Annotated in this window: 13 protein-coding genes; 3 read left to right on the forward strand and 10 right to left on the reverse strand. The window is 60.8% G+C overall.

Annotated features, from left to right (window positions below; genetic code table 11):
• Positions 1 to 39: 39 nt before the first annotated feature.
• From AC1VNY_RS25900 to AC1VNY_RS25920, 5 genes are all read right to left on the reverse strand, one after another.
• The gene (locus tag AC1VNY_RS25900; protein ID WP_482407314.1) at positions 40 to 1,239 is read right to left on the reverse strand and encodes a Wadjet anti-phage system protein JetD domain-containing protein; all 1,200 of its coding nucleotides are present in this window, start codon (positions 1,237 to 1,239) and stop codon (positions 40 to 42) included.
• A complete protein-coding gene (locus tag AC1VNY_RS25905) occupies positions 1,236 to 4,736 on the reverse strand; it encodes an SbcC/MukB-like Walker B domain-containing protein (protein ID WP_482407315.1) in 3,501 nt (1,166 codons plus the stop codon). The genes AC1VNY_RS25900 and AC1VNY_RS25905 overlap by 4 nt, the downstream gene beginning before the upstream one ends.
• Positions 4,733 to 5,371, reverse strand: coding sequence for a DUF4194 domain-containing protein (locus AC1VNY_RS25910; RefSeq protein WP_482407316.1), 639 nt, complete (start codon positions 5,369 to 5,371; stop codon positions 4,733 to 4,735). The genes AC1VNY_RS25905 and AC1VNY_RS25910 overlap by 4 nt, the downstream gene beginning before the upstream one ends.
• A complete protein-coding gene (locus AC1VNY_RS25915; protein WP_482407317.1) occupies positions 5,361 to 6,776 on the reverse strand; it encodes a Wadjet anti-phage system protein JetA family protein in 1,416 nt (471 codons plus the stop codon). Before AC1VNY_RS25915 ends, AC1VNY_RS25910 begins: the two co-directional genes overlap by 11 nt.
• A 68-nt stretch (positions 6,777 to 6,844) precedes the next feature.
• Positions 6,845 to 6,973, reverse strand: coding sequence for a hypothetical protein (locus AC1VNY_RS25920; RefSeq protein ID WP_482407318.1), 129 nt, complete (start codon positions 6,971 to 6,973; stop codon positions 6,845 to 6,847).
• Between the two features lie 298 nt (positions 6,974 to 7,271).
• Between AC1VNY_RS25920 and AC1VNY_RS25925 the strand changes: the two genes are divergently transcribed.
• The 3 genes from AC1VNY_RS25925 (at position 7,272) to AC1VNY_RS25935 (ending at position 9,640) form a co-directional block, all read left to right on the forward strand.
• On the forward strand, positions 7,272 to 7,454 hold the full coding sequence (locus AC1VNY_RS25925) for a hypothetical protein (RefSeq protein WP_482407319.1): 183 nt from the start codon (positions 7,272 to 7,274) through the stop codon (positions 7,452 to 7,454).
• 2 nt (positions 7,455 to 7,456) lie between these two features.
• Complete coding sequence (locus tag AC1VNY_RS25930; protein ID WP_482407320.1) at positions 7,457 to 7,720, forward strand: hypothetical protein; 264 nt, start codon at positions 7,457 to 7,459, stop codon at positions 7,718 to 7,720.
• A 675-nt stretch (positions 7,721 to 8,395) separates the two neighbouring features.
• A complete protein-coding gene (locus AC1VNY_RS25935) occupies positions 8,396 to 9,640 on the forward strand; it encodes a CHAT domain-containing protein (protein WP_482407321.1) in 1,245 nt (414 codons plus the stop codon).
• 628 nt (positions 9,641 to 10,268) lie between these two features.
• On the opposite strand, the gene AC1VNY_RS25940 is transcribed toward AC1VNY_RS25935, so the two are convergent.
• From AC1VNY_RS25940 to AC1VNY_RS25960, 5 genes are all read right to left on the reverse strand, one after another.
• Positions 10,269 to 10,955: a hypothetical protein gene (locus AC1VNY_RS25940; RefSeq protein WP_482407322.1), complete on the reverse strand. Its 687-nt coding sequence runs from the start codon at positions 10,953 to 10,955 to the stop codon at positions 10,269 to 10,271.
• Between the two features lie 540 nt (positions 10,956 to 11,495).
• Complete coding sequence (locus AC1VNY_RS25945) at positions 11,496 to 12,575, reverse strand: branched-chain amino acid ABC transporter permease (protein WP_482407323.1); 1,080 nt, start codon at positions 12,573 to 12,575, stop codon at positions 11,496 to 11,498.
• Positions 12,575 to 13,456, reverse strand: a complete 882-nt coding sequence (locus tag AC1VNY_RS25950; protein WP_482407324.1) for a branched-chain amino acid ABC transporter permease — start codon at positions 13,454 to 13,456, stop codon at positions 12,575 to 12,577. The genes AC1VNY_RS25945 and AC1VNY_RS25950 overlap by 1 nt, the downstream gene beginning before the upstream one ends.
• On the reverse strand, positions 13,453 to 14,124 hold the full coding sequence (locus AC1VNY_RS25955) for an ABC transporter ATP-binding protein (protein ID WP_482407325.1): 672 nt from the start codon (positions 14,122 to 14,124) through the stop codon (positions 13,453 to 13,455). The genes AC1VNY_RS25950 and AC1VNY_RS25955 overlap by 4 nt, the downstream gene beginning before the upstream one ends.
• A 59-nt stretch (positions 14,125 to 14,183) precedes the next feature.
• Positions 14,184 to 14,939 carry an ABC transporter ATP-binding protein gene (locus AC1VNY_RS25960; protein WP_482407326.1) on the reverse strand — a complete coding sequence of 252 codons (756 nt, stop codon included), beginning with the start codon at positions 14,937 to 14,939 and terminating at the stop codon, positions 14,184 to 14,186.
• Between the last annotated feature and the right edge of the window lie 48 nt (positions 14,940 to 14,987).

Raw genomic sequence — 14,987 nt, forward strand, 5'->3', positions numbered from 1 at the left:
CTCGCGACAGATTGCGCGAGGTTCGCTAAGAACGTCGCTTCATGAAGTGGTGCGCCGTGGCCGCTCCGGATCCAGCGCCTCCTGCTCCAGGTGTCGCACATCCGATCCGAACGCCAGCCAGTCCGCCAGCTCCCGGACCGCGCTTTCCGACCTCGCGATCGAAGCTAGGCTGGGGTCTGCGTCCGCCGGCTGGCCGGATTTCTCGGCCAATTCCTTGGTCATCAGGTGCGGGTGCGGTCCACGAGGAAGGTTTTCCTCAAGGTACCTGAAAATACGCACGCCGCCGGCGTCGACGTCGCCCCAGTGAAGGAACGGCACCTCGGCCGGCACCGCCATCAGAACGTTCGACAGAAGTTCGATGACCCCCGCCGCCGGGAAGCCACCCGTGTATACGACCAAGCTGCCGTCCTCGATCTCGCGGACCTGCCGATTGAAGCTTGCGTAATTCTCGATCGTCAGGATGGCTGCCGGTCGTTCCAAGACCGACAGTTGAGAGAGCATCTCCGGATGAATTGAGGCGAACGGCTTGACGCGGCCGTCGACCAGACGACCGCCTTCCCGCTCGACGACAACTGGCCCTCTCAAGTGAACAGGATGACTGAAGCGCTCCAGCCCGATGTGCGACCAGACCACATCGGCAGCCGCACCTGGCTGACCGATCCGGATGCCGATGACGGCAGCCAGCCGCGACGCGTGCCGGTCGAACGCCTTCGTGTCGCTCGTCGCCTTATGAGAGAAGGTCCGCGCGTCCAGCCCGCGCGCTTCCAGCCGCGAGATGGAGGCCAATAGCATGAAGAATTCCTTGGCGGCATCGGCCTGGCCGGTGGTCAGGCGATAGGCCGCCTCGCCCCGGGCCCACCTGACCGTCATCTCGTCCAACAGGGTGGCGACCCACGGTTCGCCGGCCGCTGCGATCGGAAGCAATTCCTGTCTGATGCGCTGCGCGGTCGACGGCGCGGTCGGACGTCCGAGGTGTCTGGCGAGCAGTTCCGGGTCGCGAACACGGACCCGCTCGATCAGGTGACTACGGTCCCTCTTGCCCCGGTGCACCTCGACAGCGCCGAATCTCTCCGCCGCAGCCATCAGATCGTGGAAGCGTGTCACCTGCTGCGCGGTCGAGAGCCTGTCGTACTCCGGAGCCGCGGAAGCCGGACGGGCGCGATCGGGATTGCGCTCGCTCCGTTCCAGCAGCCGTTCGAGGAATTCGATGCCGACATCCACTGTGCGAACGTCGGTCATTCGGCGGCCTGGTCTCGCGGGATAGCCTCAGCCTTCTCGGCCGCGATCAGCTCGGATTTGAACACGTCGAAGCCCTTGCGGTATGGGTCGACCGCAACGATCGCGTCGCGGGCCTTCTCGGTCAGGAATTCGGTGTCGATCATCACCTGGTTGCCCAACCGGTTCACGTTGACGACGGTGTCGACCACTTCCATGAACACGTGACGCTTTTCGTCTGGGGTGGCCAGCATGACCTGGAGCCCGAGATCGCGCATGAATTCCGAGCACTGCCCGATAGCCTTGGTGTCCAGCCGGTTGAAGGCCTCGTCGAAGATCGCGAGCGACAGCCCGCTCTCCCCGGTGCGCCGGTTCTGATACGTGGCGGCCAACGAAGCACCGATGGCGATGTAGAACGGCAGTTGCCCTTCGCCGCCGGATCCCGTGCCCGCGCGGCTCGTCAACGACGAGCGGATCTTGCCCTCGGCATCCTGGATGTAGAGCTCGAAATTGAAATACTTGCGCGGGTCCTCGATTTCCTCGGTCCGGGTCTCTGGATTTGACAGGATCTCCTCGATCTGGCGCACGGCCCGCATCATGGGCGAGCTGGCATCCTGGCTGCGATCCCCGAACAGCGGCAGATTGAATTCCGGCTTCCTGGATTCCTCGACGAGTTCGATCATGTCGACGTGGGTCGGGGCTTCCAGCGCCTTGAACGAGTAGTAGTCCCGCCCATGGAACTGGCGATCCTTCAGATGGCGGTTGAGCTCATTCAGCGTGGCCTTGATGCCGGTGAAGGCGTCGTCGAGGCGATGCAGGAGATCGTCGCGGAATGCCGAGGTCATCTCGGTCGCGGCGTTCCGGCACTGCTCCTCGTACTGGACGAGTTCGTGCGCATCGAGGCGCTGCTTTTCGGCCGCGGCCCATCGCTCGACGGCCGCCGGCGTCGCTTCTTCGGCGGTGAAGGGCGGCACGACATGGAATTCCTGACCATGCTTGTTCATCGCTCCGGTCATTTCGCGCATGAGGCTGGATCGCCGTGTCGTAGAACGAGTCTCCCTTTCCGCGATCAGCCCGTCGATGCGGTTCGGTAATGCCTCCGTCGCCATTCCGGCGACCTCTGGCCGGTAGTCACGCATGGCCGTCGATTGCGGAAAATCTTGCTGCATCTGACGCGCTCGGGCGCGCCGATCCGCTGCCAAGATTTCGCGATTCTTTTTCATGTAACCGCTGTACTCGCCCTCGGCCATGTCGCGGTCCCTTTTAGCGGCATCCAGGGCCTTTTGCGTGTCCGACTTCCTACGGCCGGCCGTCGCGACCTCGCCAGCAAGGCGCTCCAGATCGGCGACGAGCTTGGGGTCACGGTTTCGCTTGGCGTCCTCGATGTTCTTCCCGATCTCGACGAGCTTGCCGTCGAAACCAGCCAGCGACTCGCCGCTTCCGACGCAAGTCAGACCAGCTTCGATCATCTTTTGGAAGCGGGCGAACATGTCCTCGAACAGCCGCGCCTCTTCTTCCAGGCGGCCAACTTCGCGAGCCCGTTCGCCAAGCTGCAAGGTGAGCTCTTGCCGCTCGGCCTGAAGTTGCTGACGCATCTGGGCCTGCGTGGCGCGACCAAGCTTCAGGTACTCCGGCTTAGGAAGCCGCCGGACCGTCCGGCCGCCCTGCATCATGCGGTCAGGGGTAATGGCGTTCTCTGCGGCGACCATCCTGTCCATGGTCTCCACCATCATCAGCCGGCCAAGCCGATAGTTGAGGAATGCCCGGGCATGCCGGTTTTCCGTGCTGATGATTTGCGCCAGCGAGCCCTTCTCGGCCGGTCGAGTGCTGTCGGTCTTCGTCGTGTTGATGACCTCGGCGTGCTGGAACGAATTCTCTCCGCCTTCCCGGTAGATTTCGAGGGCACGGACGGCGCGCCCCGGCTCGATGACCAGCGCCTCTCGCGAGCGGCCGAGGACGGCCTCGGCAGCCATCCGCCATTTGTCGTCGCGAATCTCAACCAGATCGCACAGGGGCTCGGCCTCGATGCTATGCGAGCGAAGCGCATCAATCAGGTCCCGGGTGCCTCGCTCGATCGGACTCAGCCCCTGGTCCATTCGCTTGAGATTGCTGTCGATCTGGTCGATGCGATCCTGAAGATCCTTGGTCGCGACACGGGCAGTGAAATGGGCGTCCGAGAACGTCTTGCGGACCGCCGCGAGCCTTTCCTGGTCGACGGCGAAAAGCGCCGCATCGAGATGCGAGGCGCTATCCTTCCAGTCGTCCGGGAGCGTCTTGTCCCATTCGGAAAGGGGCGCCCTTCCCCGGGCGACGACGACCGCGCTCAGCAGCGCATGCAGCAGATCGTCGCGACGAACCAGCAAATTGAGTTCGACAGCCTTCCTAATCGAAGCGATAAGCCCATCGATGTCCTTGACCGGCGCCATGGCGTTGGCGCGCTGGCTCAGCGTTGCGGTCTTGTCCGACTCGTACATCTGGGCAAGCTGCTCGGCGTCGCTGGTCCTGATCGATAGCTCGATGGTCTTGTGCTCGGCGTCCAGCGTGGCGTGTCTGGCCGCAGCCGCGGTCGCCTCGACTTCGGCGCTGCGTGCGGCGCTCCGGAGCTGCGCGAGAGCCTCTTCCTGCCGCCTGGCCTCCCGGCGAAACTTCTCCCATTCCAGGTGGGCGATCTGCCAGCTAGTGGTTGCGATAACCCGCTCGTTTTCGACGGCGCGGGCCACGATGCGCAAGATCCCGGCGAGGCTGGCGCTTTGCGCCTTCAGTTCCTCGATGCGGCGAGTTAGGGAGCGCCAGTGCTCGATACCTCGCCGAAGCCTGTCGACCTGGATCGGCTGAACATCGAGAACATAGTTCCGGACGAACTCGGTGGGATTGTCCACCGGCTTCAGCAGCAGCGCGTTCCGGAACGCCCTCTGGAAGCGCCTCGGATCGAGCGGGAAGCCCGCCGGCGACAGAGCCCGGAGCGATTCCGCGACGAAATCCGTCGCGCTCGAGAACGCGTCGTCGACTTCGATCTTCCGGGCTCGCAGCGCGGTGCGCACAGCGTGCCACTGCAGCGTCTCGACTTCGTCGTCGCCGACCGAAGCGAGGACATCGTCCTTGGTCATCGCGCCCTTGGCGATGAAGCGCGCCTCGCAGGACTCGTCGCTTCTTGAGGCCGAGGCCGAGAAGGCCACGCCCAGGCTCACCGCCGAGCCGTCGGCCAGGTCCTCGAAGACGAGGATGACGTAGGTGTAGGCATGCTGGCGCGTCGGCTCCGACCGCTCGCCCTTCTCGTCGAGGGAGACCACGCCGAGGCAGTAGTCGCGCAGCGTCCGCTTGCTCCGGACGTTGCTCTGGGCGCTCGGATTGAACCGGATGCTGGCCATGCTCGCGCCGGAGAGAACCGTCTGCACGGCGTCGATGATCGCGGACTTCCCCGCGCCGTTCGGCCCAATGATGGCGGTCATGCCGCGCATATCGACCTGCTGCGCCCGGAACAGGTACCAGTCGACCAGGATGATGCGACGCAGTTCGATCACGCCTGCACCTCGCTCGCGGCATCGGCCTTCGCCGCCGCGGTGGCGCGCATGACGAACTCCTCAAGGGAGCCGAGGGTGTCCTTGGAGACCACTATCGGTAAGGCGGGCCGCAGGAACAGGGTGAAGTTCCTGTCGTCGCGATCCTCGATCCGGACGAGCCCGCGCTGCCTGAAGGCGGCCAGGATTTCCTTCACCCGCCCGAAGTTAGGGCGCTCCCGATGGGTCCGGTCCTCGTAGATCTGCAGGATCTGCTCGCTCTCAACCTCGACCTCGCCAAATTCCTTGGCCTCGAACCGCGTGAACGCCTCCTCGTAATGGAGCCGCAGCACCAGCAGGAGCAGGCTCTCGTCAAGTTTCATGCTCTGACGCGGAGGCAGCTCGTTCGCCACCAGGCCGACGTAGCCGTCGTTCGGCCTCCCCACGACCCGATAACCGAGCGCGTCGAAGAGATTCTCGAAATACCCTATGTATCGGCGGAGCACCTCGTAGGATGTCTTCATCCCCCAGTCGTTCTCGTAGATGAATTGGGCGCGCCAGAGCGACTGTGCAGCCTGGCGCAACTCCTTCTGCAACTGGTCGCCGTCGTGGCCCTCGGAGTCCGCGTCGTCGATGATTTTGGAAAGATCACGCAGCATCGACTGTGGTCCTCGTTCTCTCGATCCGGAAGGCGGTCACGTCGATCCAGTCGTTGGCGGTGCGGCCCTCCTCGAGCGTGATCGTGAATTCACCCAGCCGCACCGAGCGGCCAACCGCCGCCAGGTTCGGGATAGCCCGGTAGGCGAAGAGGTCCGGAATGCCTCCGATCTCGATCTCTTCGGACGAGACGCGGTCACGTCCCTGCATCTGCCGCCGCGTGAACTCGAGTAGTTTCTGGTCCGTCACCCGCACCATCCGGTCGAACTCGGTCGTGGCCTGGACATAGGCGCGCAGATAGGGATCCTGCTTCGGCAACTTGAAGCGCGTCCGCTCGGGCGGAGCCTTCGGCGGCGGGGGCGTGTACAGCGCGAGCGACGTGATCGGCAGACCGACATCCGGCGACCTCAGCCGGATCTCGACTTCATCGCTGCCGATCTTCGAAAGCAGCTCGATCAACCGGACGATCCGCTCGGCGGAGCCTTCTCCCATGACATCCATGTAGTGGACGGTCGTGCGGATGCGGCGTTCGAGGCGATCCCGGAAATCCTCGATCTTATCCATGAAGGGACCGACGTCCTCGAACACACTTTTGATCTTTTCAAGCTCGGCGATGACGCGTTCCTCGGCCGTCGCAATCATGGCGCCCGCGGCCATGACACCCTGCTCGATATAGGCGCGCGCGATCTTGCCGAGACGCTCGGCGTCCGCGAGCATGTCGCCAGCGAGCGATGCGATCGTGCGGCGATGACGGTACGGGTTGTTGGATGTCTTGAGCTGCTTGTAGTCCGCAATCAACAGCCCGTCGACAAAGTCCTGGAAGAACGTGCGGAGAATGGCCGCCGCGTTCGGATTGCCCAGAATGCGATCCTCGATCTCGCGCATGCCGGCGAGGATGCGGCGCATGCTGCGGGCGAACCGCAAAGCGGTGTCGTGCGCATTGGCGAGACCCTGCGCCATCGTTTCCGGCTCCCGGAACGCGGCCTCCAGATTGTTCTTGACGTCGACGACGGCGCCGGCGACGCGCACGCGGCTGTTGCCGAGTTCGGTGATCGCGCCCAGGACCATGAACGCGTCCGGGTTCATGTCGACGTAAATGCGCCACTTCTCGGTCTCTTCCGTGAGCCAGCCGGTGTCGCGCAATCTATAGTAGGCGAGGTAATGGGCCTGGCTGGTGGTCTGATCCTCATCCGGATCGTCCTCGGAAAGATCTCCCATCGATCCGATGCCGAACTCCGAAAGCCCGATCTCGATCTGCTTGACGACCTCCTCCCTGAGCGGCGTCTCAAGGATGCGAGCCGAGTAGACCCTCTCGTAGAGGCGCATCAGGAGCCGGGCATAGACGTGTTTCTTCGGCCCCGACAGGGGTTTGAAAAGGGTCTCCGGAAGATAACCAAACAGCTTCATCTATCGGTCCTTCAGCCGGCCGATTGAACCGTCACGCCCGCGCAACCGCAAGAATAAACGGAGGAGTTTCAGGGCGTTCTCCTTGATTTCCTCCGCTTCAGGAACTCTCGCGCAGCCTGTTCCATCACGTCCCAGGCGGCTCGATGCTCATCGATGGCGACCTGCTTGATGTCGGCGATGACGTCCTTGTCCATCATGGCGATGAACGTGCCCCTGTCTCCAATCGGGGTCCTCTTGCCTCGCTTTGGTGCCTTCCTTTTCCCGACCATCCACCCATCCGCTGCACGAGAACCCTCCGAACTTATAGTGCTCGCGGGCTCCTGGCGCCAGCAGCAGCGGAGGCCGTCTTATATAAGAAGACCACCGCTTCTTATATAAGAACAATGGCTGAGCGATTGAATCCAGATATATTCCATATTTTCTTCTGTTTTATTTTGTTCACGGCGGAGCGGCCATGTGGGGGTCGTTTGGAATTGGAGAGTCGGGCTGAGCGGCATGCCCCGACCTCTTCCAACCCCGGCCGATTTCCCGGGGGTGACCCAGGGTTGCCTCGAGTGCGACGCCGGCTGGCACGATGTCCTGGACCGCCTCTGCGTCCGGGCCGCGGTCCAGGCCGACGGCGGCGCGTTCAGTTTCTCGCAGATCAAGGTGACCCGGACGATGCCGACCAGGATCTAATCGTGCGCCGTTCTCGATCTCCGCGCGGCTGGGAGGAACGCGAGGAGGAGATCGACGGCTTGTTCGGATCGATTTTTGACGGCCTGGTGGTCGAGGTCGAGTCCATGGGATTGAAGTTCGACGAACTCATTAAACTTTTCGAGCGCATCGAAAGCGAGCACGGCAGCGACCTCGACGAGGGCCGCAGGTCGCGGCTCCAGTACGGGTTATTTCTGCGAGCTTTAGAAGCCGAAAACGCCGCTTGCGTGGACGGAGCGCGAGATTGAGATCATGTCCTCTGGTCGTCGCCCGCTTCACCGGGCGCCAGGCTGGGCTGTTTGCGAGATTCCTTCAGCTTCTTGACGAGTTCGGCATCTCTTTCCGGACCGCGCTGCTCTGTTTCCTGTCGCTCCTTTCCACGCCACTTCGTAGGTGGCGGTCCCAGAGGTCCGCCGCCTATCCCCGTCGGGTGGCACGTTAGCGAAGCTCATGATGCCCTTCTCGGGCGGCTCCTCGGGTACGTGAAGGAAGTGCACGTTCACCGCTTTCAACCCGGCCTTCAGATTGTCCGAGGAGGCGAATAGCGTGCAACGGCCGAAGCCGCTGATCCGCAAAGACGTAGCCCTACTCCGCATCGGCACATGGGCATCTGGCTACAGCCGAAGCTACTTGTCGAGATCTAATATCGCGCCAACTCGGCAGAAGGAAAGATGTGGCATTCCTTATTCAAGAGCCAGCGGGAAGATCTGTGAATGCCTCTTCGCCAGTCTAGCCTCAAACGTCCGCTTCGCGCCAAAACCTAGGGGCCCGTTCTGCGCTTAGCAGCACCGTGCTCTCTTCCCGGGCCGGCCTATGAGGTTTATCATGTCATGAGTTCTACGATGTCACATCGAGGAGCGGCCGGATTGTTCCCTCGACTTCAGGATCTATCTCGCGAGCAGGCCTTCGGTCACGAGGCGCGGATGATTCTTCGGAGCGCGCCGTTGCTCATGCTGCGCGCTGCCTGTCCGCCCGCCCGAGGACGCGAATATTTCGAAGAGTTCTTTGGCTTTGTGCATCTTCTCTGCGATGTGGCTCTGGGAAACGTATCCATCGAGGGCGCGAAAGAGCGAAGCCGCGCTTTCGATGAAACCTTGTATGCACCTGACATCTTTGAGGAGAAGAGCGATCGTATGGTCAATGCGGTTCGGCTGGCCACAGACGCGCTCGGAGATTGCGGAAACGTTAGGTATTCTGAGAAACCCGGAAGTTCGCGGCACGATAGGCAGAATCTTGATGCACAGATGTTATTGTACGAGATCGGCGAGGTTATCTCACGCTTTGGAATGAAATCGGAAGCCTTGATTGAGCCGGCTAAGATCGACTTCGAGGCCATAACTACGACCCGTCAGGGAGGGACTTCGCTTGTAACGCCCGAATTCTTCGCCCGGCGGCTTTGGCCTGACGATACGGTTTTTTCTCTAAGGCGCGAGGGGATGCTTCCTGGTGTGGAGATTCTCCTAGATGACTGGGAAGAACGCTTGCGCGATCTGCAGTTGTCTGGAGTCGTGTCTAGCTACGAAAGCTGCCTTAGCGGCATGCATTTGATTCAGAATAACCATTCAGATGCGACGCCAGGAGGCAAAGCAGTGTCCCAGCGCGCAAAGACGGCTACGGTTTTGTTTTTCGCGTCAAATCCGCAAGATACCGATCCACTAAGGTTGAATGAGGAAGTAAGAGAAATCGATGAAGGCCTGAAACGTGCAAGATACAGAGATCAGTTTAAACTTACGCAGAAGTGGGCTGTTAGGGCTGAAGACTTGCGCCGCGGTCTTCTCGATGAACAACCATCTATTGTCCATTTTTCGGGCCATGGCAGTCCAACAGAGGGTTTAGTGTGCGAGAATAACCTGGGCCAGGCGGAACTTGTGCCCCCAAGAGCACTTACAGAATTGTTCGCGTTGTGCAAATCCCACGTAGAGTGCGTTGTTCTAAACGCGTGCTACTCGGCGAGCCAGGCGACTGCGATTGCTGAACACATCCAGTATGTAATTGGCATGGGTAAAGAGATCGGGGACGCGGCGGCGATAAAATTTGCAGTAGGATTTTACGATGCTTTGGGTGCGGGGAGACCATATGAGGATGCATTCAAATTTGGGCGCAACGCCATAGACCTGAGCGGCATCCCTGAGCATCAAACCCCTCAGTTGTTGAAGAAAACGATGTAGGTGGGTCTTCGTGCGTGTCGACCGCATTGCTCAAGATCTGCGGCCATCGCCCAGCACGCGCGTACACGAGCGCCACAACGTGGACCTTGCTCTCAGCGTAGGCCCGGACCGGATCCCAGGCCGGCTTTTTCCAATCGAGGTCGCTGAGCAAGCCCTCTGCGCCGCGGTTCAGGCCGCTGCCGAGATACACCAGTCCATGGGGAGGCTCGATCAGTGCAGTCAGCATGGGCGGTGTCAGAGAATCTCACGACAAAATGCCGTCCGGATTTTTACGGATAGACTGCATCGCGCACAGCGCCTTCGCGTTAAAAGTGCCCGCGTTGCCTTGGGAGCGACGATTGCAATCCTGCACGAACTTGGCATGCGAAGATCGATCCGCCGAGGGGGCGGCCCTAGCTCAGGTTTGCTAGGGCCGCTGGTGAGCCCAAGGCGCGGTACCCCCTTAGCGCTCGGTCTCATTAGAACTAAAAAGCTCAAGGTTGCATAGACTTTTATTGGCTCGCGCGGCACTCGCCTCGGGGGACTGACCGTGGCAACCTGCTCGGTGGCTGGCGCCGATCTCGGGGATCGGCTCGTTCGTGGCGGCTTGGCGCTCGGCTGACGTATGCCTTCGTCGGTCGCGATCAATTCATTTGCAGCTAATCTCCAATTCATCATTGTCGCGCGGCATTTCATCTTTCTCGCCCGCCTTGGCGCTGAGAAATTTCATATTGACCCGGGGCGGGACGGCAAAATCTACGTCGAGATACGCTGTTCCCATCCTCATCGTGCTTTGGATGCGCTTTGCCGTTGCCGCACTCGTAATGAGCGCGGATACCAATACGCTGTTGCTTGCCGCTCTTGCCGCGATGGCATTGACTTTCGCAATATCTGAGTTGCCGTTCGACTTCAATCGAAGCCGAGCCTTCGGCGGCAGGCCCCAAGTCACTTTGAATACCGTGACCTCATAACCCATCTGTTCGAGGATCGGCAGGGCATCGCCGACTTGTTGAGTGAAGGTATTAAATTCGGACATTACCCTCCCAGTTGCATCAGACAAATCTGGCAGGGAGAGGTCCGGCATCGACACGGATGGCATTGTCGGCATCACGGGTATCATATCTCGTACCGATTTCGTGATGGCATCGATCCGACCTGGCGCTGGACCTTCGGCGCGCGCCACATCCAGCGCCATCGTCATGAGGACAAGAACAAATCCGCTAGACAGTCTGATCATGGACTTAACTTTTTCATTGCGGCGTGTGGAATTGGTGCGCGAGCGGGACAGGTTTTGCGGCAGTTCTCGGCGGCGGCCCGCTGGTCGGTCAAACAGCAAGACCTAGCAAAGCCGATGCCAAAAGGTATGGCGTAAGGTCGGAATAGTGCACGCAGAGACGGCCCCATCGGCTGGTGCTCTAGAATGCGATAGGGCCTCGTGCACCGCAATTCTACTTGTGGGGGTCGGGTGCCGGCAGAGCGGCCGCCCGCAATCGCCATGCAGGCCGAAAGGATTGGCGTGGCGCTGCTTACTACTCACCAGTCCTGCCTGACGGTTTTTCGGAGCTCCTGGAGTACGGCGGGGATGACGCACTCGCCCTCCGGGCCGTCGTACTCTGCACCTAGGCCTCGGGATCGGCAAGGATCGGCACCGGTCCGCGAGTCCAACCGCACGGCGCGTTGGTGACGTCTTCCAGAATCTCCGCTGCGGCGCCTCGTCATCGTCATGCCCCACGAGGTCATCAGGGTAACGGAGCCGGACCAATTCCCTCTCAACCTGCACTGGTCAAGGCCCGGACCAACCAAGCGATTTAGATCGTCTTTCCGAATCCGCGGCTTCAATCCCGCCCTCGCCGGCTCTCAACGCGACCGCGAACGTTCAACGGACTCCAGAGTGCCTGGGTGCCCTAGCCTCGTTTTCTTTATCCGTCGACGTCACCAGCGCCTGATCTTTCGAAGCTATCAGAGGCTCTCGCGATCGCTTTTGGTTTACATTCGTTCCAAGACTTGCAGGCAATGCGGAGGCAAGTCCCTTCGGAAAGAACAGGAGAACGACGATCATCGCCAGAGCAACCAGCATGAAGCGGCCTTCGGCGAAATTGTTGATACTTGCGAGCCCTTCCGAGATGAAGGTCAGGAAAAGCCCCGCAAACAGCGGCCCGTAGATGCTGGACGTTCCCCCGACAAGCACCATGCTCAAGATGAGCGACACGGTCGAGAAGTCGAAGACCTCCGGCGAGGCCACGCGGAGATAGATGACGTAGAAACCGCCCGCCAGCCCCGTGAAGAACGCACTTGCCACAAGCGCCTTCAGGCGCTGCCACGCAATCGGGATGCCGCGGGAGACCGCGTAATCCTCGTTGTCGCGGAGAGCCTTGATCGAGAGGCCGAAATCGGAACACACCAGCCAGCGCAGACAAGCGGTCGTGGTAACAAGCAGCCCAAAGGCGACATAGTAGTAACCGAACTTGTAGTCGCGCAGGAAATTGTAGCCCGGCAGCCATATCGTCGGCACGCGCACCATGCCTTGCGTTCCTCCGGTGAGATTTGACTGATTGATCACAAGCTGCATCACGAGCTGGCTGAAAGCAAAAGTGACCAGCACGACATAGACGCCCTGAAGACGCACGACGGGCAGAGCGACGATGACAGCAGCAGCCGAAGCGGCAAACCCGCCGATGAGCATCGCAAGCCACGGATCAATCCCGAGAAGCTTTGCGGTCAGTCCCGTCGCGTAAACTCCGACGCCGAAAAAAGCGACATGGGCAAAATTGAAGATGCCGGCATAGCCAAGACTGAGGTCCCAGCTCGCTGCAACAATGCCGTAGACGAAGGAGATGATGAAAAGATGGCGCAGATAGCTGTCTTGGACGAAGATCGGCACGAGAAGCCCTGCGACGAGCAGGACTCCAATGAGCCATATCTTTCCGCTGCGAATTCTACCGTTGTGGAGGGCCATCAACGCACCACCTTTCCAAGGAGCCCCTGGGGCCGGACGAGCAGCACAAGGATGAGCAGCAGAAAGATCATCGAGGGGGCCCAGTAGATGCCTACAAAAAATACGAGGCCCGCCTCGAGGAGGCCCATCAGATAGGCAGCGAGAACCGTCCCGCCCAGCGAGCCAAGCCCGCCAAAGATCACGATGATCAATGCCTTGACGAGCGGATCGGAGCCGAATTCCGGGGTGAGCAGCCGGATCGAACCGAGAAGCACGCCTGTGAGCCCGGCAAGGACAGCCGAGAGGGCAAACGTAATGATAAAGAGTCGAGAGACGTCGATGCCGATCAATCGAGCGGCATCCGGGTTCTGGCCAACCGCTCGTATTCCGCGTCCTATCCGCGAACGATCGAGGAAAAGCCAAAGCGTACCAAGCAACAACGGCGCCACAACGATGATGAGCGCCTCCTGCGCGGAAATCGTTGTTTGCCAGATTTGTACATTACCGGTTGCGATCGGCGCCAACTGCTTGAGCCTTGCCCCCCAGATCAGCTGGATCCCCTTCTGCATGAATATCATTGCGGCAAGGGTCGTCATGACGGTGATGAGCAGGATATCGCGGTGGTCGTAGAACGGCCGAACGATGATCCGCTCGATCAGAATGCCCACTCCGATCATGACCGCCGCCGAAACGGCGATTGCCACCCCCAATCCGAAATTGAGCCCGGCCGCGTCGGACATGGTCCAGGCGATATAGGCGCCGAGCGTCATCAGCACCCCGTGAGCGAAATTGAAGATGCCTAGTGTCGTCCATACCAGGGAAAGTCCGCTCGCCATCAAGGCATAGCCCGAGCCGAGCACGATGCCGCTGACAAGGATGGCGCTAAGGATGTCGCTCGTCATCGTGCGCCCTCCGACCCGAAATACATGTCCATGATTTCCTGATGGTCGACCTGTCCGCTCCGGTTGATTTCCCGGCTGATTTCGCCGTGGTCGACCAGATACATGCGGTCGACCAGGGACAGGATGAATGCGATATCCTGTTCGACGAGAAGAAGCGGAATGCCCCGCGACGATATTTCCGAGATTGCCTCGGCAAGCTCGTCCTTGAGCTTCGGAGACAGCCCAAGCGTCGGTTCGTCCAGCATCAGCATGCGAGGCGCGCACATGAGCCCTGCGCCGATCGACAGCATCTGGCGCTCGCCGCCTGACAGCGTCTTGCATTGCTGCCGACGGCGCTCAGCAAGGCGGGGAAACAGGTTGAGGACATAGTCGAGGTTTGTCTTCAGCTCCTGCCGCGCGCGGGGCGTGAAGGCTGCAAGCTCGAGTGTCTCCATGATCTGCATGTCGGGAAAGAGGCGATTGGCCTGGGGCACGTGAATCAAGCCGCGCGCAACGATCTTCTGGGGCGCGAGCTGATCGATCGACTCGCCCATGAAGCGGACATTGCCCGCGCGCGGGCGGATCACCCGTGAGATCGTATTGAGCAGCGTCGTCTTGCCGTGCCCGTTGGGTCCAAAAAGTCCGATGCGTTCTTGCGGTGCAACGTGAAGGCTCATGCCGAGCAGCACATCGGAGGCATCATAACCGGCTCGCAACCCGACGATTTCGAGTGCGTTCGTATTGTCGCTCAAAGGCTGGTCTCCCGTTTGCCGAGATAGGCTTCGACGACCTCCGCGTTGCGCACCACCTCCGCCGGACTTCCCGAGGCGATGATGGCGCCGTGATTGAGAATCATCAGGCGTTCGGACACGTTCAACAGAAGCGGCAGGACGTGCTCGATGAGGACGACGGTGATACCGCGTCGGTGCACGGTAAATATGAGGTCGGAGAGGCCGGATATCTCCGGCTTGGTGAGACCGGCGGCGGGCTCATCGAGCAGAAGCACCTTGGGACGGCCGGCGATTGCAGAAGCGATCATTAATTGCTTGCGCTCAAAGACCGAGAGGTCGGCGGCGGCTTTCGCCCGTCGTTCAACCGCCAGCGACACGTCATCGAGCGCCTGTTCAGCGGCATCCTTCGCATCGGCCGAAGTCATCTGGGCGCAATACGCGGCACTTGCATAGACGTTCTCCCGCGCGCTCAGGGTGGCAAACTCGGCATCTTTCTGGAAGGTGCGAAGGATGCCCGCGCGGCTGATCTGATGCGGGCTCAGCCGATGCATTGGCTTGCCGGAAAGAAGCACCTCGCCTTCGCTTGGAGGAAATGGAATCCCAGTGATGACGTTGAAGAGCGTGCTCTTGCCGCTACCATTCGGACCGGCAATGCCGAAGATCTCGCCTTTGCGGACCGAGAACGAAACATTGTCGATCGCGACCAGTGCACCAAAGCGTCGGCTCACCTGGCGTATCTCGAGCAGCGGCTTGTCATCATTGAGGTCTGGCATGTGTGCTCTTCGCCTGTGGCTCGGTGAATCAATCGGCCACGCGGCGAT

It is taken from the genome of Bradyrhizobium ferriligni (genome assembly GCF_056837965.1).